This is a genomic window from Borrelia puertoricensis (assembly GCF_023035875.1).
Classification (GTDB): Bacteria; Spirochaetota; Spirochaetia; order Borreliales; family Borreliaceae; genus Borrelia; species Borrelia puertoricensis.
Map to the genome: position 1 here is coordinate 66,554 of NZ_CP075391.1, position 20,436 is coordinate 86,989.

Here is a 20,436-nt window from a genome sequence, read left to right on the forward strand (position 1 = left end):
TTTAAGGCATGCGTGAAATTTCACTGCCCATCTTATAGTCATGCATATTATCCCTCACAGAAACACCTTGCATGTTAAACATTATAGCGTCTCTTAAATCATTAATGGCCCTCTCCATATTAGTAAAATATATACTCAAAGGGTCTATAATACTCCTCTCTAAATCTATGCCACAAGCCCAACTTAAAAATTCCCTTACCTCTTCTACAAGCATATGCATATCATCACCACGCACATCATTAATTAGCCCAAAACTCTCCGGTCTTAAATCACCTGTAACTCGCCTTTGAGAATCAATTAAGTTTGAATCTATACCTACATTCATACCTGAATCTAAATTTGAACTCATATCTGAATTTACACCTGCATTTACACCCTGATCTAAGTTTAAGCATGCATCACAAAAACGCTGTTTTACTCGATCATCAAAAGTAACTCCCGTACCCAAAAACTGAGAAAAATTCTCTCTATTCCCTACATCATTCTTAAGAGAAGATAAAACACCTTCCTTAAATAAATCATAAACAACAGATACAGCTTCAGAATTAGAATCAAACTGCCCATTAGTTCCCTTTAGAGAACTTGCAAGTTTAACTGTATCAAAAAGAGCATCAGGTGTACTCTCAACCTTAGATAATAACGATTTAAAACCACAGGTCTTACGAATAAAATCATTAATGTCCACTTGATTATCAAACTTACCCGTGCTTGCAAGCATGTCCTCAATCCTATTCCTCTCAAAATCACTATAAGTTATATCATTAATTGTGCCCTTGTTTGCAATATTATTCCCTTTTAACTTAAAATTATTAGAAACTACCATAGAATCTTCATCAAAATCGCTTAAAGATTTAAAAAAATTTAAGTCTAGCATATTTGTATCTAAATTCAAAAGTGAACCTGATTTTGAACCTGCATCCAAACCACCAAATAAAGGCAAACTTAAATCAGCATCAGGCTTAAGCTTAGACGGCAACTTTAAATCTGAAAACATAACCCCAATTGCATTATTATCTCTCCCCGCACTCTTAACATCTTCTTTAAAATCTGAAATTTGATTTGAAGCTTTACGGGTCTTAAGTTCTTGCAAACCAATATCAATTCTTGGTAACTCAACTAATAACTCACTTATCAACCTATCATCTAAAATATCTTCAGATTTAAAACCACTAACTATCGGCTCAATTAATACAGATGCCAGCTGTTCCTCTAAAAACTTATCACTTCCTGCAAATTTTAAATGTTCTTCTAAATCGCTACTTAAATCAAAATCATAAAATAAATCTTGGCTAATATCATCAAGTTTATCTAAATTCATAAACAACATCTCCTATAAATTTGCAATTAAAAAGTTTTCATATATTTCCTTCTTAAGCTTAAAATTAGCAATCTTATTAATTTCTAAAAGTTCAGCATATCTAAATCGCTTAATCTCAGCAAAAGTGCAAACTCCCATTAAAACGGGAAAATAATATTTAAAATCCTCACTCCTTAAATACCTTAAATAACTAAAATAATCACTTAAAATTGCACTACGATTCATAAACCGTCCTTCAAATTTAATGTCTTTAATTTTAAAATAACCTTTAAAATGCTATTTACCACCAGATACCAAATCATTATAATTCCACCTATCATCAATATGTGGATACTTAACAAAAGTCCCACCAAGATCCTGAAAACTCTCAACATACACCAAACTGGGTTCTCTAAATCCTTCTATCTTTTCTACCAAAGAATACTGAACAGCAAAAAAAATGGTAGGAAGCTGATATTTATATAAAAATGAATGCTCCCTATTAATACTAATAATTTCGTAAAATTCATCAAAAAAAGATTGTGATATCATTAATGTACTTATTCGCTTAAGAATAGGTAAACTATTAAGTTCCCGTCTTAAAGTCTCTTGACTTGCATCAAATCCTAAAATAGAATCCCAATCATACATAGGAATATCCCTTAAAACATATTCATAAGTTTTAAGATTAGTCAAAATCTTCAATTTATATCTCACAAATTACCCCCTCTCAATTTCGCAATTAATTGCATGAATTATAAAATTTACAGTATCATTATTATTTGCATAAGTCCTACTAGGCACTTCAGAAAAAAATGCACTATTAGAAATAATTTTAAGCCCCATCTGGTCATTAAACACCAATGACCTAAGCTTATCCTTTTTGGAAGTCGAATAGTAAAACTGCTCATTACTAAGTTTAGTTAAAATTTTATAATCAAATGAACCTTTGGTAAGCTCTAAACTAAATATATGAATAATAGTTCTAGGATCTCTAAAGCTTGGAATTGGTACATTCTTCTCTTCAGTGCTGGCAATAGCCATAACATTAGGAGAGGTTGAATATTGTAACTTTCCCCTATCTATGAGCATTCCTGCAAAACTAAAAAATACTAAATCCAATGAATAATAATCTTTCATTAGAAAGCCTCCTTTCTTAAATAATCATTAATATCATCACTACTTATGTTTAAAACCACACTCTTAAAACTATCATTATATTTAATACGAATAGATAAATTTAAGCCTAAAGCATTATCTGCCTTAAGTCCAAACTTAATATCACCAAAAGATACAATAAGTTCACGTTCTTTAAACTCTTTAAATAAACATTCAAGACCTGCTGTGTAAGCATTGGGTCTCCCATCAGCAAATTTTAACTGACTAAGCTTACTATTTTGCCTATTATTACGATTCCAAATACGAATAAGCTCACGTGTTGATTCATTCTTTAAAAAATAATATGTAAATGACTCATCAATTGGCCTACCTGAACAGTCTACCCCTTCTTTGAAAGCCAAAACCCCATCTCTACCAGTCTCATTAAGAAGAGAATAAAAATTAATATTACTGCGTCTCAAATGACCAATTAAAGTAGCATCATAAATTGGTTTAGCTCTTAATGTAATTCCATAAGGATTAGTTGCATGAAAAATACTAGCCTCATGCAAATATTTAGCCATGAACTTAAGATGCAAATTATCCTCACCACTATCATAAATAAAGATGGATCTATCCCTCTGGCTTACAGGCAGGACCTCCATAAACTCAGGCAGATGCTCACTATTAGTTGAGAATACCACAAACTTAGTAAGCTTCCCAATCTCATGAAAATCCTCTTTAAAGGAATCTTTCACCATATCTACAAAGACTACAAATGGATATATATTTTTCTTTAAGAATTTAACTATCGTATCTTTATCTTTATAAAGATAAAAATTAAAAGACCTAAGCCCTTCTGCATTAAAAAAATCACTAAAACTTTTTGCCAAGAACTCACGCTGAAGACTAGCTAAATTAACTTGATCTTCTAAAGCCTTAAACTCCTCTTTAATCTCAATAGATTCTAAAGTCTCTTTAAAGCTTGAAACACTTAAAACAAAATGTCCCTCATTTAAAACCTCACTCTTATAAATAAGCAAAGGATTATAATAACCAATGCTATGCAATCTAACAGTATCTTCTATCAAATTAACACTAATTGTATCTTGTGGCATATAATCTCCTTTTTTTTAAATTCAATTTTTTCATTTTAATCTTTATTAATCTTTTTTATTAATCCTTATTTTAACTTTTAATCTCAATAACTTGTATGTCTGCTCTGTAAGACTGAGTTAAGCCCAAAATTGCCCTTCCGATATTACAAGTAACACTACTAACACTCCCATTTAACAAATCACCTGTAGATTTGAGGTAATAATTTAAAGACAAATCATATTCATCCTCTAATGATTTTACAAATTCAAATTTGCAAGAATTTTCATACAAAAAATCCAAGAAACATTCATAAATTTTATGCAAATTAACATAAATTTTAAGATCACCAATATCCCCTACAAACCCCATAAAACAAAGAGTAAAATTTAATCCAAATTCATTAACACTAGAATAAAAATTGCCACTTCTTAAAGATCGCGGATCTAAGCAATCAAAACCTTTAGGATTTATGATTAACAGATAAGAATAATCATCTCTTAAGTCAGTTAAATACAAACGATTATAAGAATTGATAACCTCTATTTTGAGAGAATGATGATTTAAGTAATCCTTAAACGCAATTAGTATTTTTGTTAAAAAAGTTTGTGATTCATATAGATTAAGTAACACAAATATTCTCCTTAAAGGATAATTAAAGTTTCTTAAGAATTACAACGGTATAACTAGCCTTTAAATATACATAATACTTATTCACACTTATAATCTCCATCAAATCTTCATTAACTAGTACTTGATCCTCCAAATTAAAATCAATAGCATCTAAGGTATAGACCTTAGCACACATTTCTTTTATAAAGATATTTGAACCAAAAAGCTCAACTGTATCTTCATCCTTAAATAAAAACACACCATCAAAATTAATAGGGGTATCTCTTAAAATCTTTTTCTCATAAGAAGCATTAGTTCTATTCTTAATTAATTGCCTCTTAAATAAAAACATAGGTATTGAATATCTTATAATACTACTAGTCATAGCTAGACTAAGACCACTCATCATACAAGGCCTATTAATGTTCTCTTGCAAGTCTTAATATCTTCTACAAGATTACTAAAAGCAACGCAAAAATCCTTATTTAAAGATTCATTATGCAAAACATAATCAGAATATTCCACAGATATTTCACCCAGTCGCTCAGACTTAACTTTATTACAATCAAAATGCAAAAGTTTGCCTCTCTTTTTAAGTTCACATCCAAGAAAATAATATATAAGCAAAAATATCTTACTCATATTTAAATCCCCAAGTCCTAAACCTTTGCTAATCAAAATATTCTCAAGCAAATTCACATAGACATTAAATTCGCTAAATTCCAGATCTTCAGACTTAAGCATCAGTAAATCTAATACTTTGGTATAAATCTTACCCAAATCCTCATTATCCATGATCAAGTCCAGCTTATCTTAAGTCTAAGTATTGTCTCTTGACTTGCAATGATGCTTCCAATAGAAAAATCTAGAAAACTAGTCCTAAAATTACTACTCGACATCTGTGTATATGCATTTAAAACCGGAGGATGACCATCTTTTAATACCAAAAGCTTGGAACTTCTTGGATAAATTAACATCTCATCATCTAATAAATTAGTAGTCTCAAGCTCAATATCAGCATCATTATTTATTGAACTTAAAGAGTCATATAACATGTCCCTGTATGAATAATTATTATTATGTAGTCTCTCAAGTAAGAGAGCTTTAACTTTAGGTGTCGTTAATACTTTAAAAGGAACTCTTCTCTCATCTTCCAAATTGATCTTACCCAATTCAAAATTGCAAGCCTTTATTAGATCTAAAGCTTGTGTTACTTTAACAGCTCTGTCTATTTGACCTGGAATATTAAGTAACCCATACATGGTCTCCCTATTAGCATCATCAACAAGAAGAGTGCGACGATTCTTCTTACCACCTGATAAGCACAAACCACCTCTTAAGTAATGTGCACTTAAAAGTTTATGTATCTCAGATAATGAATACTTAAGTCCGTCTCTCATATTAATGTTATTAATTGCCTGCACATCTAATTTCCCATCAGGTGCATAATATGTAAAGGCATACTGAAATGGTAAATAGTTAACAAGAACCACTTGCTTCTTAAACTTGATAGTAGCTACAGTACTAAAATCATTTACCCTAAGCGTCGGTTGATCTACTATATTTGAATTCCACTTTATAACCTTTTCGCTTGCAAGCGATATATCACCACTCTCTATTTGCTCATTATCAAAAAAATGATAATATTCAGGAATTGGTTTATCAAGGGACATAGAATCCCTAATAGTATTTATAAATTCTAAATTATTAAATAGACTTTCACTCAATGTTTAGTTTCTCCTATGAATTTTTAACTAATTTTTTTAACTCAACTTTAATTTAATTACTAACCATCCACAATCTATACAGCGGGCATACTTATAAACATAATCTTTGTACCATAAAATCCAGGCTTATCTTTAAACTCATAAGCATCACTTAAAGCTATTGCCTGCACGGGAGTAGAGTCAACAATCTTCCCAAGTAATCCAAGCTCATCAAAAGATAACTTATCCCCAGCTTTAATACCAGAATTTGAGAGTAAAATACACTCAAAACTACTAGCTGTTGATATTACTGTTGCTGTTTTTGTAGTTTCATCGTAATCTATGCAAATCCCATAAAGATCGCTAAGACCACCATATTCTACGCGAGGTGCCATACCATTCTCAATAACTAGTTTAACTCCTCGTTTATAACAAAAATTAATAGCCTGATAATTTTCTAACTTATCCGATACACAATATTGTAGTCCTCCCCTATGAGTAAAATAAAAATCAGATGCTCCAAACTGACTGGTTTTATCAAAAACAGCTGGATATGTGCTATAGTTTTTAAGTTGTTCCAAAACCGATGTTTGTCTTTTTGTCCTAAAAGATGCTACTTCGCTTTTAATCTTAACCTTCTCAGCAGTAGGGGTAGCTTCCGCCTTAGGTTCACTCTTGTCTGGCATAAATACTCTCCTTAAATTTTTTAAATTTAAATAAATTTTAAATAATTACCAAAATAACTTAAGATATAAAACTTAAGATTTAACATTATAAAACTCTTGCTTAATTTGCATCCACTCATTCAACATTGCTTGTCTTAAATCTTTATAATCATTTATTGTACTATTTGGATTTCGTAAATTTAATACCTCCTTTACATTACCCTTACTAAAAGTCATTAAACTATATGAATTATTACTGTTCTTAGATAAGTCAATACTTGCATTTGCAAGCCTTAAGAGTATATCCTTAACCCCATCACTTAAATTAAAAATATCAAGATTACCTGCAACTGCCATTATTTGCCTCTCATCAACATACTTCCTTATAAGCTCGCATACTTGAATATCTAAAACTTTATCTAATGAATTCCCAGCACCTAAGAGCTCTTGTGTATTATAACTAAAACTTAAATTATCATCAGCAAGTCTAGTAATCCACACAGCTCTAGCTAGTAATTCATTATTATTAACACTATCAATCTTACTGGAATTATTAACTTTAGTAACACCCATATTATTATAAGTAGTATTATGAGTACCATTAATACTATTATGACCAGTATCATCTAAAGTATCATTTAAACTCTCACTAAGAGAAATATCTCCTTTAAGTTCATCTTTAACATTAATACCAGCATTATCCATTACTAAACCTCCTAAAATAAAATTTAAAATCTAAAATCAAAATGTAATTTATTCCTTAATATCAAAACCTCATCATCACTTAAAGAATGCGACTTTATAATTTCTAGATATTTAGCATACATATCCAGTAATCTCATATCTCGCTCTAATTTTTGCTCATCACTTAATATAACTAGATCATTAAAACGCATGCTAAGTCTGTAATACTTACTTAACTTAAGATTAACTGAAATGACTGCTGCTTCTTGCACGGTATGCAAAAAATCAATATAATTAGCCCTATCTCCCTTCCCATCACTTCCCAAACCCTTAACCTGTTCATTAAAACTTCTTGTTAAGGGTTCTTTACTATCAGCACCTATCTTTGCTTTTACAAGTTCAAACGCATCCTTTAAAAATGCAAGATCGTACTTTATAACCTGTAAACTTGCACCCTCATCAGCACTATAAAAAATTCCCTCATTACTCAAACCACCCTTTAGCCTCTCAAACACAAGATCAATCTCAGACCCAAACTTGCCTAAACCTTCACTTACACCATCATTACTTTTAAAAAATGTAGAAAACAATCCCTTACCCTTAGTCTTAAGACTAATCTGATTCTTAGCATCTTGCAATGCCTCCATAAGCTCAACTAACTGCTCATCTTTATAAAACAAAAAATTATATTGCCCAATGCGCTTCTCAATCTCTGAATATATCTGCTCTAAGAGACAAATACTTAAAAGTAAGCTCTGGGTATAAACGGGAATATGCTCTCCTAGTATATAATCAAAATTCTCATGGATTATAACTCTACTCTTGTGTAAAATAATAGATGTACCATCATCTTGCAGATATTCTAAATAATTACTACTGTGATCATCTATTATCCGATTATAGTCTAAATATTTAAATCCAACTGGCAATTCATCTTTCACACTCTTACTTAAATCTTCATCTAACACCTTAGGTTTAATTAAAATATATCCTGCTCCATTAAACCTATAACTTATCATTGCCTCAAGAAGTGCCTCGCTAAGTTCTAAGCTTAAAGGTTGCAAATCAAGAAAATCAAGTGTGGAGGAATTTAAAAAATCTAATCTAATCCCAGGTCTTAATGCATCTTCTGCTGAATTTTCTATGTAATTCCTAAAAAATAAAGAATACCTATAAAGCTTCAATGGATCTATTGTATATTTATTAAATAATAAATTTTCAAAATCATTCTTACATTTCTTAAATATCATAAATTAATTATACCAATAATATTTAATTATGTAAACTAAATATAATTAAATAATAACTATTAATAATAATTAAATTTAAAAATCATATTTTTTAATAAAATTATCAGTTTCCATAATAAATTCATCACCATAAACAGAAATTAGAGTAATTTTAATTTTAGGCTTCTCTTTAAGTTTTTCAACAAGCCTTTTCTTTAGATGAATAGTAAACGTATTACTTACTGGAACTGGAAATATAACTCCTAAAAATCGTTTATTAACACTAGATGGTCCAATCTGAAAATCTTTAACCCCTAAAAGTTGCCAAGTGGGATCAACAAGATTAAAAATTGATGGTTCTGCTTCTACTCCATCAAAAATAACCTGCTTAATATTAACTGCCCTATGCTCACCAACTATATTAAAATCTAAAGAATAATATAGAAAATAAAATGGTGAATCTGGTCCACCACCACCTGGTTCACCATCCTCCTCATCGGTGTTCATAATCATTTCCCATGTGTATGTATTAGTCTCCTGCACAATCCTATTTTTAATAAAAAGAATACGACTTATACTTCCAGATTCAAACTCCTCTAAATACTTTTTATAACAATAAATATAAGCAGCCTCCCTATTACAATAGCTCTTAAAATCTGCTGAGAGTAAAAATACACCTAACACGCAAAATAAAAATATACGAGAAATTATCAAAGTAAACCTGATAAACATTATATGTCTCCTTAAGAACAACTCATTTAAAACAAATGACTACAAATAAATATCAATAAACACTAAAATTAAAAATTATATTTTTTAATAAAATTATCAGTTTCCATAATAAATTCATCACCATAAACAGAAATTAGAGTAATTTTAATTCTAGGCTTCTCTTTAAGTTTTTCAACAAGCCTTTTCTTTAGATGAATAGTAAACGTATTACTTACTAGAACTGGAAATATAACTCCTAAAAATTGTTTACAAAGATCAGCAGGCCCCATCTGAAAATCTTTAACCCCTGCAAGTTGCTTATCAGGTTCATCAAGCCTAAAAATCGATGGTTTTGCTTCGACTCCATCAAAAATAACCTGCTTAATATTAATTATCCTATACTCACCAACTATACTAAATTTTAAAGAATACCTTGGATAATTCTCTTGAATTTTTCTCTCCGTCATCTCCCTCTCTCCATCGTTAATAGCCCTGTTCCTCAAACTCTCCTTACCATCTTCAGTCATTTCAATTTTAATAAAAGAAATACTTTTTATACTTCCAGATTTAAACTCTTCTGCATACTCTACTTCACAATAATTATTGTACCAATAACAACGTTGCTTCAAATCTTCTGAGTAACCCTTTAAGATTGGCACTTCTACAACATGTACTTGTTCTACTAGTTCCACAAATTTACTAAAATTTGCCGCACTAACCCTAAATTCATACTTTCGCTTAAGCCCACTCTCTACATCAACACAAAGAACACTAAATTTTAAGTATCCGCCCTTAGCATCTGCTATTAATTTTTTCCATTCAGCCCTGCATTTATCAAAATTCAAATAAAACCCAATACGCCACATTGTACTTTTATTATGAAAATCAAGAAAAGGAATATAGTAATGACTATTTCTGAAGCTGTAAAAACCGAGATATTTCCTGTCGTACAAATCGATATCTTTTCCATTTAATTTAATATCCTTCAATTCAATATTAATATCAGTACCAAGATCAAGATATATTCTTACACTTGCCTCTAAATCTGAATAAGAGTTATAACTGATTATAAACTTAGTACCATCACTATTAACCAAATTCAATGCAAAACGACCCATGTGACTCTTATTGCCTAAATAAGATACTGTAAAATCTTCAGATATTGTAAGATTCTCGGATTCTTTAGTACAAGCATTCAAAAATACAAATAAACTTACTACAAATAATAATTTCAAAAATAGTTTTTTAATTACCATAAATCAAATACTCCACTAAATTAAAACTTTACCACTCAACTATTAACATGAATACATCTATCTAAAAACGTAATTATTGTTTATATCTATAAATTTAATAAATTTACTCAAATTTGCTGCACTAACTCTAAATTCATACTTTTTCTCTAACTTGCTCTTTTCTTCAACACAAATAATACTAAATGTTAAGTATCCATCCTTAGCATCTGCTATTAATTTTTTCCATTCATCATTGCAACGCTTAAAGTTAAACTCAATACTAACTAACCTTATATCTTTTGAAAACATATTAATCGGGTATTTTCCAAGGTCATGCCCGTAAAAATGAATAAAACTTCCATCAAGTTTAACGGCCTTTATGTAAATTGAATGCTCATTCTTAAGCTTAAAATGTATATGACAAATATCAAAATAATAATCACACATTATTGAAAATGAATTGTCACGATTAACTAAACTCAATTCAACTCCTAATGAGCTAAAGTTACTATCATTACTCACATAAGATACTCTAAAATCTTCAGATATTGTAAGATTCCCGGATTCTTTGGTACAAGCATTAAAAAATACAAGTAAACCAACTACAAATAATAATTTTAAAAAGAGTCTTCTTACTACCATAAACTAAATATTCTCCAAAATTAAATTTTCATAGGTTAGTATTAATCACACATTTAAATGTGTGTCAAAGTCTACACTTAAAACTAATCTTAATCAACACTTACAATACAAACTTCTAACAAAATAACTAATCTAAACTTGAAAACACATACTTAAAAATTTACTTGACAAAAAAAATTAAACCTATTAAATAACTTGTAAAAATAAATTTACCCTAAAGCTTAAAAGCCCTAGGGTAAGGTAAAGCATAAATTGGTATTTAAATTTTATTCCTTAATCTTTCTCTTCAATGTGGCAAAACCACCACTTTGATAAGAAGTACCATTAAGCACCGATTCCATCTGCTTAAATACATAATCAAAAGAATCATCACTGCAATCATAACAATATTCAAAGCTATCTGCTAATCTTTGGAAAAATAAACTTAAATAATTTCCACTATACATTCTATCACTAACAGAAAGTCTCATTAAAGCTTCTACTTCAGCATCACTCTTAATGTCACTAGCAGAATGAATTCCAGCTGATCTTAAAATCTCTTTATCTCCACCTCCAACAATCAAATTCTGAATCTCTTTTGAACCACTAGCATTTGATTTTATAAAATCATACACCTTCTTCATATCTCGTCCCAGTTTTAATCTTCTAAAAGCAGAAGAGGAATCCTCTTTTTTTAACCACTTAAAGAATTTTTGGTACATATTCTCAAGCTTATCTTGATCAGATTTTGATCTACCATTAATCTTAATAGCCTCACCAACATACTTCTCTAAACTCTCAAATTTACTCTTCTCATCATCACTGATATATACGATCATGCCACCTGTTGAATTAATATTTCTTGACCGACAATAAATACTACGGGAACCATAAGAATGAGCAACTCTTGTTCCTAAGAAAGGAGAGATAAACTCTTGTGGTTTTTGGTAAGTCGAACTAGAAGTTTTGGATCTATTTTTTCTCAACTCTCTCACTTTTGGTACTACACCTTTATTAGATCCTGTTACTTTAACGGTAACAGATTCTTGGGTCGCATCTTTTTTAACTTCTGTTGCTTGAGAAATAGCGGTTTCTTCTCCTAAATCTTTATTAACTCCTGTTGCTTGAGAAGTTACAGCTTTTTGGTCATCACTAACAGTAACTACTCCACCAGCAGATACATTAATTTTATCTCTACCCTCTACAATATCAACTTTTAGACGATAACCATCACCATCATAATCTACATCAACAATGTTACCTTGCTCATCAACATAAAAATATTCATACTCATCTTCTACATCTTCAAGAGAATCTATTAAATAACCTGCACCGTCAATAACAGTCTTAAAGCCTTTTTGAAGAAAATCTCCCATTCTCTCAACCTGATGTTCATCAAGGTTATCCTTCCCAAGTAAGTCAGCTAAATTACAACTAAATGCCAAAATACTTAAAAACACAACAAAAATTTTAGCAATTTTCATACTCTTCCTCCTCATTAATTGCTAAAAAAAATTTATAAATAATTTTTAAATATCAAAATAATACAAATCAACATTTTTAAATTTAAAGTAACAGACAATATAAATGTATATACACGTTAATTTGCATATAATAATTTCAAAAAGATTTACCACCCTGCATAAATTAAACGAAAATAAATAAGAACTTACTCTAAGGCCTTTATAAACTTAAAGTAAACTTTTAAATCATTACATTAATTTATAGCTTCAATTCTGGACTTAAACTCCCCCTCACTTTTATCAGAAAATACTTTCCTTAGATCTTGAAATATCTGCTCTTCAGATTTATCACGCCTATTTTCCATATCATAAAGAGTATCTGCTAATGATTGGAACAATAAACTCACAGCAAATCCACTATAATCCCTAGAACCAAGAGTAGTCTCTATTAAAAAGTCTACCTCGTCATCACTATCTAACTTATCATCACTATTAATATCAACAATAGTACTTTTATTCTCAATCTTATCTACAATAATTTCCACCCAATTTTTAAGTTCTGTTGAATCTGAACTTTTCTCTTTTATTAGATCAAACACCTTCTGTAGATCCTGTACTAGTTCTTTTCTCTTAGAAGCATCAATATCACTTGTTTTTAACCATTCAAAGAATTTTTTGTGTCCGGATTCTAATTTACTTTGATCAAAATCTGACATACCATTAATCTTAATGGCACTTTGAAGATATTTCTCTAAACGCTCAATTACTTGAGTCTCATTAGAACTCAAGACCACTGTTGTATCTTTAGCTTTACTTGTAACATCAGAACTCAAACTCATTACTGACTCGCTGTCTTCACTTGTAACACTAGAACTCTCCCCCGCACCAAAAAGCATATGAGCTCCCATCTTTTGAATATCACTTATAACAAAAGTCCCTACATCTTTAATTACATCGATAACGGTACCTACTCCTTGCACAGCATCTGTAGCAAAAGTTCCTGTACCCTCAATAACATTATCAATTCCACTCATCACACCCTCTACAACATCCTCTACAACGCCACTAACAACACTTCCCAAAATTTTATCTCTTACATCTTGATTAGAAAAATCAGAACGTTGGGTTTTAGACTCCTGCGTTCCGGTCTCAACAAAAGTGCTATCTTGAGTATTAGTAGTAACTTCTCCTTCATAACCAGATGCTCCTGTAGATGTTTCTGCTATTTGTAAAGCAGTATTCAGCCCTGAACTAGTACTAATAATTGAATTTATATTTTCTGTTACATATTCTGTTACATGGTTAGTAGACATACCACCCTTGCTTACAACACCTAAATTGGAATCTAAACGAGAAGTATTCACTACGCTTTGAGCACCAGTATCTACTAAGCTTTGGGAAACCTTTCCTGCTTCTTGACCACTATTATCTTCATTATTAGCAATACCTACAGCTACTTGACCATCAACACCTTCTGAATTTTTAGTAACATCATTTTTTATTCCCTCACCACTACTATCCACGTCTCCTTCAATGGCATTTCCTGCTTCTTGAAGCACACTCCCCGATTCCCGGGCAACAGCAACTCCATTCTTAGCATCAGCTGTGTCTTTTTTTTGCCCAACAGCATCTCCTAAATTTCGACTAACAACCTTTTCTATTTCTTTACCACCAGCTAAGACCTCTTGGCCAACACGATCCAGTCTGCGGAGAGGAGAATCAACAAAATTTTTTGTTCCTTGAACAAATCCATCATCAGTTGTAAACCAATAACTTGTACTTCCCGTATCATAGACTTTGCAGCTCAATGTCAAGGTACTTAAAAACAAAACAATAATACCAAAATTTCTCATATCCACCCTCCTTATAAACCACACAAAATATTAACATAATATATAGCAATAAAATTGAATTCCAATTAAATTTTCAAATTTTTACTTGAAAAATACTCCAACTAAAAGGAAATGGGGGAATTTGAACCAATTTAAATAATAACTTAAATAAAAAAATATACCCTAAAATTTGTAAAAACTCTAGGGTATATCAATTAACACATTAATTTATAGAAGAAACTTTAAGCTCCTCCAAATCTTTAAGATACATATCAAAACGCTCTTTTATCTTTTGGAAGATTTGCTCACTAACTTCATCATTATCTTCAAAATCTTGATCCTTAATCTCATCAACATACTCATCATCAATATACTCCTCGATTTCAGATAACAATCTTTTCAACAATAATTTTACAGCATATCTATTATTATCAGAGTCTTTATCATATTCTAATAAAAAGTATAGGCCCTCATCATAAGCATCCTCATTATTACTATCACCACTAACATCAAGAAAAACTGTTATCTGATTTTGCATCTCCAAATCAAGATCTTCTGTCCACCTTTGAACACCCTCTAATTTCTTTTGCATACCCTCTTTTATCTCCCCATCTACCTTCTTCATTAAATTTACCAATTCTTGTCTTTTAGTTTCATTTTTTTTAAGCCACTTAAAGAATGCTTGAAGTATAGTATTAAACAATTCACTCTCTTCATCTTCTTCATTATTGTCACTTGAATCTATAGTAATGGTACCAGTTGATCCAACCTCAGTAACAGTTTGCTCCTCTCTAGAAACTACTGCTTGAATAACTTCAGAAATCTTAACTCCTTGATTAGAAACCACGCCTTTAGATCCAGCAGATCCAAAATCAGCATTCAAATTAGCAGACATTGCTATTCCTTCCTTAGCAATATCAATTTTTGCGTCATTATTATCATCACTAGCAACCTTTAAAACGTCATCCTCCTTTAAGTGTTCGTAACTACCTCCCTTAAGAATAGTCATAATGCCACCAACAAATAAATTACCTACTCCTTGGACAACATTCATAAAAACACCACTAGAATCAGCTGATAGATCATCTATCATTGCATCTTTATAAGGGTTACAACTAAATATTAATATAATTAAAAATACAATAACAATATGAATTTTTTTCATAATTTTCTCTTATCCTTATCTTCTTATAATTTCTTAAAATCAATTTTCAAATAATAAAGAAACAATTTATAGCAATAAATTTAACTTTTCAAATAAAACCTTGAAAAAACTATCAAAAAAACATAATCACAGACCTTTATATAACTAACATAAACTTTGGGGCTTATTGAAAGTGAAAAATAATGGAAAATTAAATAAACTTAAATTAAATAAAAATGCCCTAAAGTTTACATACTTTAGGGCACACCGATCAAATTAGAACACATCAATCAATATGTCTATTTTCATCATAACTTAAGTTCTAATTTCACACTAACTTGGAATTCCTTTTATTTTTTTACCACCCGTAATCCCAACGTACGCAAAGGAAACTCCACCAGCTCTTTGATGGTTGTTGTTGGGTATTTTTATTCTTAGGTGCAGGAGCTTTAGGTGTAACTACTTTTTTACTACTATTAGTTGCATTATTTGATGCCCCAACAGCAGGTTTAGAAGGAGTTTTCACCTCTTCTTTAGCTACAGCTACACTAACAGTTTTTGGTGCTACTTGTGGTGCTACTTCTTGAGGAACTTGAGCAACCACTGGAGTCTCTAATACTACTTGGCTAGAAGCTACGGTTTCAGTTTCAGTTTCTGTTTTAGCTTTTTCTGTTTTAACTTCAGCAGTTTCAGTAGCCTTAGCATCTACAGAATTAACACCATCTGAACCTTGACTATCACCTAAAACTTTCTCTTCATTGGAATCTTTTTGTCCTTGCTCTCCTTCTTCAGAATCATCTTCTTCAGAATCTTCTTCATCTTCTAGAGCATCTTCTCCAATAACTTTACCTCCTGATACTCGAACACCTGAAATTTGTTTTTCATTAAGAACAGCAAGTGTATCAGCAAGTGTACCAACAAATGATTTCCCTACTTCTTTAAGCATACTCATCCCATCTTGTTGGGACTCCTCTGGATTTACCAAAGCACCTGACAATAAACCTTCAGCAAGGTTACAGCCAAATATTAACATAGCTAAAAATAAAACAATAATATGAATTTTTTTCATAATTTTCTCTTATCCTTATCTCCTTAAGAAATATTTAAAAATATTTTTAAATCATAGAATAATATATAGCAAAAATTTAAATTTTCATTAAAAAATGAAGATAAATGCACCAAAAACTAAATAAAATGGAGATAAAACTTTAATTTTATTAATGTAATTATTAATTAATGTGTAATATCGAATCTACTCTCAGATAAAAAGTTATGAGTCTCAATACTATACTCAACATCATCATGAGAGATTAAAGTAATTTTTAATTTTGGTTGCTCACGTAAAACCCGAAATAGGGCCTCATTAAATAAAATAGTAAAACTATTAACCACCTTAACTGGATATTTACCCAAATATTTTTGATCTATACCATTATTATTAATAATACGAAAAGATGGCTCATCTGATGAATTAAACTCTGGACTAGTCATTTTATCATCATATATGGCATCAACTCCATCAAAAATTACATTTTTAAATTTCATTAAGCGTCCTTTATCAACTACTTCAAAACGTAGATTAAGCAATGGATAAAAAGCAACCATTCTTTCTTTCTCTGCATCTGGCAAAGACTTAAAATCAGAAGAGTCCTTATTAAGATACGACTCTTTAAGAAAGATACTCTTGATACTATGAGAACCAAACTCTTTAAAATAAGAATTCTCCCTTACCATACTAGTATATGGATTTGAAAAATAATGCTCTCTTGTTGAAAACAATCTATTTGAAAATAAATCTCTTAAGTATATGATAAAAAAGAACATGAAAAACATACAAAAACATATAAGCAAGAAAATATATATTTTAAATAAAAATGATTTAATCTTATCCATTCTATTCTCCTCCAAACATATCTTACTCAAAAATGCCGAATAAAAACTTTAAGGACCTTCAAACTTATCAACAAGCTCAAAAAACTTCCAAGCACCACTTACACTGCTGTTAAAAGAAATATTATGCTTAACACCACTCTCGCGCTCAATACACTCAACATCAAATTTAAGACCTTCAGCCTTTGCAAATTCTAAGAGTTTTAAACGTTCTATAACCTTAGGACTTAAGCAAATAAAAAAACCCGTTAGTTCCATTGAATCATCAAAAGGTAAAATATACTCTTCTCCATCCAATTTCCCCGTCTTATCATAAGGCAACAATACCTCTTTAAAATCAAGTTCAATACCATTAAAAGAAACCTTTAAAAGACTAAGGGGGGCTTTATTATCTTTAATATTAAAATCCAAGAAAAAATTATCCTTTTTAACCTTATTAGGATATTCTATGTTAACAAACCCTGAATCATTTTTTAAAGTCATCTTAATATAGAGTATACCTTCACTGACATCATGAAAAATCTCAACCGTTTCTGAAGATGAAGATGAACAGCCAAAAATTAAAAATATTAAAATAAAAACAACATTTAACAACATAATTCCTTAACCTTAAGCATCAATTATAAAGCATTAATAAACTTATCGACAACATTTGTATGCCACATTGTATACTAATTAGCACAAAATAACAATAAATTAACAATTTTCATAAATCAACACTCAAACATTAAATCATACCTTTAATATTAAATTGTACTTAATTTAATATTAAACTAATAATCAAGATGATAAAATTCCAAACTTATGAGATAATAATAACCTATGTGAGAATGCAACAAAAATTATAACCTAAGTCTATTTAAGAATAGACTGTATGAATTAACTTAGAGATAAATTAAGGAGAAATATTTTATGTACAAAAAAATATTACTATTAATGCCCACATTGATACTTTGCTTACAATGCAATAATGAAAAGATAACAAGCTTTAAACAAAATCAAGAACAAACTAGACAACGCATCACTAAACGTGACTCTTATTTAAGCCAATTGAATAAAAATGGAGACACTCAACCTGGGTCTCTTATAAATCGGTCTTCAAGACAAAAATTCAAAGAACCATATGAAATGCTAGAAGGAATAACACCCACTACAATACCTACAACTATGGGAATGCAGCACCAAACAGTATTATGGACAAAAAACAAAGCTATAAGCATTAAAGGACTAGATCAAAAACCCATAAGCTCACTTGAAAACAAGCTTAGGTATTCCTACTCAATATCACCTATTAAAAGTGACGGAGAATTTAGTGTGTACATTAGGCCTATTATACTATTTGAAACAATCCAGTATAATGGTGATGATCTTGAAGTTACAAATTTCTATCTAGACGATGATCCTCAATTGGATTTCAATACAAGAACACAAAGAGTGAAATTAGTAATAACTGTCAAACCATACAAAACAGAACTCTCAAAAGAAGCTGGATATGATAAAGCAAATCCTTTCTGGATAGCAAATAAAAATAGAGAAGTAATAATGGCTCTAACGCAATCTCAATACATAAAAGCTACAATAACAGTCAATAATAAGACAAAAAATACTATTACTGATTATAAAATACTACTTGATAGCACATACTTTGTTCGGTTAATTCAAGAAACACTTAACAAATATCCACAAATTAAAACCGTTGAGCCTGATTTCAGGTTATAATAGGTTTCCTAATGGGTTTTAGTTAAGAATTTAAGATTAAAAATACAAAAATTCTACACTATAGATTAATAGACTATAGTGTAGGATCTTGTATCATAACTACGCTCGCCCATCAATTAAGCAAAGCTGCCACTCAAATATCTTATGATATAGCTAACGACCTAAACAAATTAAGTCTATAAGCATTAAAGCATTAACAAAATACGCATATAGTTACGTATATACATTAAAGTATATACATTAAATATTAAAAATAAAAACAACACTTAAGAAAAAAAGACTCCTTAAAAGAACTTGGCAAATAATTTAAAAATTGACATACTCTACCACCCACTACCATCAAAACTTAAGACAAAAAAATTACAGATAACAAATAAAAACTTCCAAATAAGGCACATGCATTTAAATTGATACAATTTAAGCAAAATTAATGTTTAAACTGACAATGTTGTAACTTAAGACTATTTTCTATGCTTTAAGTACTTAGGTTTTTTGGTTCACAAAATGTGAAAGAAAGATAATAATAACAAAGCCATAAAATTAACGCAACAACATTATCCTTAAATATGCATTGCCTTATTTGTTGTTAATAATAAACATATATCAATATCTAAATAGAGCAAGTATTATTTTAAAAAATTGCAAAATATAAATTAAACTTCAATCAAAATTAATACTAACTTTTAATAAATCTATTATCTATTAAATAAATTCCAAATTAATACATAATAAAATATACTTAAATAAAGGTAAACATAGGCTTAAAAAGCAAAAAATAACTCTTAAAAAGCTTATTACAACTACAAATAAAACATCTTAAATTATTTAAGCAAACCTATTTATCAATCAATATGCTTTATTAATATGGAATACACTTGTGCTTTTCAATCAAAAATGATAACATGACTATAAATCAATTACATTATCGTGTTAAATACAACTCGATAAGAAGGAGAATGTTTAATGAAAAAAATTATTTCATGTGCTACAATAGCATTATTCACTTTATTAAGCTGTGGTCAAAATACATGTCCTACAGCAGACAAACTTGGAACAGGAACAGGTGATAAATACATAAAAGTTATTCAAGATCACTCAAAGATAACAGCTCTTGCTAAGAACTTTAACGATATTAAAGGTCTCTTGCCTGCAGCAGCAACAGCTAAACCTTATCAAGAAGCTAAGTTAGGCGCTGCATTTACAGCTATTGGTAGTGATAATGAAGAAAAATTCTTAAAAGCATTGGCTGCAAAAAAATCAATCAAAGATGCTAAAAAGAATACAGGTGCAAATATAGCCGAGATTGACAACGAATGGAAAGCAATACTTAAAAGCATAGGTTTTGCAGAAGGTGATGCTACTAAAGACGGTAGTTTTGCAAATATTCTTAAGAAATTCCAAGATGCCTTGTCATAAAAACTTTTAAGGTTCTTAA

General features: G+C 30.1%; 23 protein-coding genes. 2 read left to right on the forward strand and 21 right to left on the reverse strand.

What is annotated here, in order from left to right; all coding sequences use genetic code 11:
• Position 1 precedes the first annotated feature (1 nt).
• The 21 genes from bpuSUM_RS07625 to bpuSUM_RS07725 all read right to left on the reverse strand — a co-directional run bounded on the left by bpuSUM_RS07625 (position 2) and on the right by bpuSUM_RS07725 (position 17,879).
• Entirely contained in the window at positions 2 to 1,318 is a 1,317-nt protein-coding gene (locus bpuSUM_RS07625) for a hypothetical protein (protein WP_247067553.1), read from the reverse strand.
• Positions 1,319 to 1,330: 12 nt separating this feature from the next.
• Complete coding sequence (locus bpuSUM_RS07630; protein ID WP_247067555.1) at positions 1,331 to 1,543, reverse strand: DUF1322 family protein; 213 nt, start codon at positions 1,541 to 1,543, stop codon at positions 1,331 to 1,333.
• Between the two features lie 51 nt (positions 1,544 to 1,594).
• A complete protein-coding gene (locus tag bpuSUM_RS07635; protein WP_247067563.1) occupies positions 1,595 to 2,014 on the reverse strand; it encodes a DUF1473 family protein in 420 nt (139 codons plus the stop codon).
• 3 nt (positions 2,015 to 2,017) lie between these two features.
• The gene (locus bpuSUM_RS07640) at positions 2,018 to 2,437 is read right to left on the reverse strand and encodes a DUF1463 family protein (RefSeq protein WP_247067565.1); all 420 of its coding nucleotides are present in this window, start codon (positions 2,435 to 2,437) and stop codon (positions 2,018 to 2,020) included.
• Entirely contained in the window at positions 2,437 to 3,513 is a 1,077-nt protein-coding gene (locus tag bpuSUM_RS07645) for a DUF787 family protein (RefSeq protein WP_247067567.1), read from the reverse strand. Before bpuSUM_RS07645 ends, bpuSUM_RS07640 begins: the two co-directional genes overlap by 1 nt.
• 70 nt (positions 3,514 to 3,583) lie before the next feature.
• Positions 3,584 to 4,123, reverse strand: coding sequence for a DUF764 family protein (locus bpuSUM_RS07650; protein ID WP_247067569.1), 540 nt, complete (start codon positions 4,121 to 4,123; stop codon positions 3,584 to 3,586).
• A gap of 22 nt (positions 4,124 to 4,145) precedes the next feature.
• Positions 4,146 to 4,508 carry a hypothetical protein gene (locus bpuSUM_RS07655; protein ID WP_247067571.1) on the reverse strand — a complete coding sequence of 121 codons (363 nt, stop codon included), beginning with the start codon at positions 4,506 to 4,508 and terminating at the stop codon, positions 4,146 to 4,148.
• Positions 4,508 to 4,897: a DUF3890 domain-containing protein gene (locus bpuSUM_RS07660; RefSeq protein WP_247067573.1), complete on the reverse strand. Its 390-nt coding sequence runs from the start codon at positions 4,895 to 4,897 to the stop codon at positions 4,508 to 4,510. The genes bpuSUM_RS07655 and bpuSUM_RS07660 overlap by 1 nt, the downstream gene beginning before the upstream one ends.
• 2 nt (positions 4,898 to 4,899) lie before the next feature.
• Positions 4,900 to 5,829, reverse strand: a complete 930-nt coding sequence (locus tag bpuSUM_RS07665; protein ID WP_247067575.1) for a hypothetical protein — start codon at positions 5,827 to 5,829, stop codon at positions 4,900 to 4,902.
• A 74-nt stretch (positions 5,830 to 5,903) separates the two neighbouring features.
• A complete protein-coding gene (locus tag bpuSUM_RS07670; protein ID WP_247067577.1) occupies positions 5,904 to 6,494 on the reverse strand; it encodes a DUF228 domain-containing protein in 591 nt (196 codons plus the stop codon).
• 72 nt (positions 6,495 to 6,566) lie between these two features.
• The gene (locus bpuSUM_RS07675; protein ID WP_247067578.1) at positions 6,567 to 7,178 is read right to left on the reverse strand and encodes a DUF1357 family protein; all 612 of its coding nucleotides are present in this window, start codon (positions 7,176 to 7,178) and stop codon (positions 6,567 to 6,569) included.
• A gap of 23 nt (positions 7,179 to 7,201) precedes the next feature.
• Positions 7,202 to 8,407, reverse strand: coding sequence for an anti-CBASS protein Acb1 family protein (locus bpuSUM_RS07680; protein ID WP_247067580.1), 1,206 nt, complete (start codon positions 8,405 to 8,407; stop codon positions 7,202 to 7,204).
• Positions 8,408 to 8,482: 75 nt separating this feature from the next.
• The gene (locus bpuSUM_RS07685; RefSeq protein WP_247067582.1) at positions 8,483 to 9,118 is read right to left on the reverse strand and encodes a hypothetical protein; all 636 of its coding nucleotides are present in this window, start codon (positions 9,116 to 9,118) and stop codon (positions 8,483 to 8,485) included.
• Positions 9,119 to 9,186: 68 nt separating this feature from the next.
• Positions 9,187 to 10,353: a hypothetical protein gene (locus bpuSUM_RS07690; protein ID WP_247067584.1), complete on the reverse strand. Its 1,167-nt coding sequence runs from the start codon at positions 10,351 to 10,353 to the stop codon at positions 9,187 to 9,189.
• 57 nt (positions 10,354 to 10,410) lie between these two features.
• A complete protein-coding gene (locus bpuSUM_RS07695) occupies positions 10,411 to 10,974 on the reverse strand; it encodes a hypothetical protein (RefSeq protein WP_247067586.1) in 564 nt (187 codons plus the stop codon).
• 266 nt (positions 10,975 to 11,240) lie between these two features.
• The gene (locus bpuSUM_RS07700; RefSeq protein WP_247067588.1) at positions 11,241 to 12,437 is read right to left on the reverse strand and encodes a hypothetical protein; all 1,197 of its coding nucleotides are present in this window, start codon (positions 12,435 to 12,437) and stop codon (positions 11,241 to 11,243) included.
• Positions 12,438 to 12,670: 233 nt separating this feature from the next.
• Positions 12,671 to 14,269, reverse strand: a complete 1,599-nt coding sequence (locus bpuSUM_RS07705; protein WP_247067590.1) for a hypothetical protein — start codon at positions 14,267 to 14,269, stop codon at positions 12,671 to 12,673.
• Positions 14,270 to 14,471: 202 nt separating this feature from the next.
• Positions 14,472 to 15,413, reverse strand: coding sequence for a hypothetical protein (locus bpuSUM_RS07710; RefSeq protein WP_247067592.1), 942 nt, complete (start codon positions 15,411 to 15,413; stop codon positions 14,472 to 14,474).
• 337 nt (positions 15,414 to 15,750) lie between these two features.
• Entirely contained in the window at positions 15,751 to 16,461 is a 711-nt protein-coding gene (locus tag bpuSUM_RS07715) for a hypothetical protein (RefSeq protein ID WP_247067594.1), read from the reverse strand.
• A gap of 164 nt (positions 16,462 to 16,625) precedes the next feature.
• Positions 16,626 to 17,285: a hypothetical protein gene (locus bpuSUM_RS07720; RefSeq protein ID WP_247067596.1), complete on the reverse strand. Its 660-nt coding sequence runs from the start codon at positions 17,283 to 17,285 to the stop codon at positions 16,626 to 16,628.
• Positions 17,286 to 17,333: 48 nt separating this feature from the next.
• A complete protein-coding gene (locus tag bpuSUM_RS07725; protein ID WP_247067598.1) occupies positions 17,334 to 17,879 on the reverse strand; it encodes a hypothetical protein in 546 nt (181 codons plus the stop codon).
• Positions 17,880 to 18,332: 453 nt separating this feature from the next.
• Between bpuSUM_RS07725 and bpuSUM_RS07730 the strand changes: the two genes are divergently transcribed.
• Positions 18,333 to 19,001, forward strand: coding sequence for a BB0158 famile outer surface lipoprotein (locus bpuSUM_RS07730; protein ID WP_247067600.1), 669 nt, complete (start codon positions 18,333 to 18,335; stop codon positions 18,999 to 19,001).
• Between the two features lie 963 nt (positions 19,002 to 19,964).
• Positions 19,965 to 20,417, forward strand: coding sequence for a hypothetical protein (locus bpuSUM_RS07735; protein WP_247067602.1), 453 nt, complete (start codon positions 19,965 to 19,967; stop codon positions 20,415 to 20,417).
• Positions 20,418 to 20,436: the final 19 nt, after the last annotated feature.

Coding starts and splice junctions, on each gene's coding strand:
- bpuSUM_RS07680 (WP_247067580.1), bottom strand. CDS start 8,407: ATGATATTTAAGAAATGTAAGAATGATTTTGAAAATTTATTATTTAAT.
- bpuSUM_RS07715 (WP_247067594.1), bottom strand. CDS start 16,461: ATGAAAAAAATTCATATTATTGTTTTATTTTTAGCTATGTTAATATTT.
- bpuSUM_RS07670 (WP_247067577.1), bottom strand. CDS start 6,494: ATGCCAGACAAGAGTGAACCTAAGGCGGAAGCTACCCCTACTGCTGAG.
- bpuSUM_RS07660 (WP_247067573.1), bottom strand. CDS start 4,897: ATGGATAATGAGGATTTGGGTAAGATTTATACCAAAGTATTAGATTTA.
- bpuSUM_RS07720 (WP_247067596.1), bottom strand. CDS start 17,285: ATGGATAAGATTAAATCATTTTTATTTAAAATATATATTTTCTTGCTT.
- bpuSUM_RS07710 (WP_247067592.1), bottom strand. CDS start 15,413: ATGAAAAAAATTCATATTGTTATTGTATTTTTAATTATATTAATATTT.
- bpuSUM_RS07685 (WP_247067582.1), bottom strand. CDS start 9,118: ATGTTTATCAGGTTTACTTTGATAATTTCTCGTATATTTTTATTTTGC.
- bpuSUM_RS07675 (WP_247067578.1), bottom strand. CDS start 7,178: ATGGATAATGCTGGTATTAATGTTAAAGATGAACTTAAAGGAGATATT.
- bpuSUM_RS07690 (WP_247067584.1), bottom strand. CDS start 10,353: ATGGTAATTAAAAAACTATTTTTGAAATTATTATTTGTAGTAAGTTTA.
- bpuSUM_RS07640 (WP_247067565.1), bottom strand. CDS start 2,437: ATGAAAGATTATTATTCATTGGATTTAGTATTTTTTAGTTTTGCAGGA.
- bpuSUM_RS07695 (WP_247067586.1), bottom strand. CDS start 10,974: ATGGTAGTAAGAAGACTCTTTTTAAAATTATTATTTGTAGTTGGTTTA.
- bpuSUM_RS07700 (WP_247067588.1), bottom strand. CDS start 12,437: ATGAAAATTGCTAAAATTTTTGTTGTGTTTTTAAGTATTTTGGCATTT.
- bpuSUM_RS07625 (WP_247067553.1), bottom strand. CDS start 1,318: ATGAATTTAGATAAACTTGATGATATTAGCCAAGATTTATTTTATGAT.
- bpuSUM_RS07705 (WP_247067590.1), bottom strand. CDS start 14,269: ATGAGAAATTTTGGTATTATTGTTTTGTTTTTAAGTACCTTGACATTG.
- bpuSUM_RS07645 (WP_247067567.1), bottom strand. CDS start 3,513: ATGCCACAAGATACAATTAGTGTTAATTTGATAGAAGATACTGTTAGA.
- bpuSUM_RS07725 (WP_247067598.1), bottom strand. CDS start 17,879: ATGTTGTTAAATGTTGTTTTTATTTTAATATTTTTAATTTTTGGCTGT.
- bpuSUM_RS07655 (WP_247067571.1), bottom strand. CDS start 4,508: ATGAGTGGTCTTAGTCTAGCTATGACTAGTAGTATTATAAGATATTCA.
- bpuSUM_RS07630 (WP_247067555.1), bottom strand. CDS start 1,543: ATGAATCGTAGTGCAATTTTAAGTGATTATTTTAGTTATTTAAGGTAT.
- bpuSUM_RS07735 (WP_247067602.1), top strand. CDS start 19,965: ATGAAAAAAATTATTTCATGTGCTACAATAGCATTATTCACTTTATTA.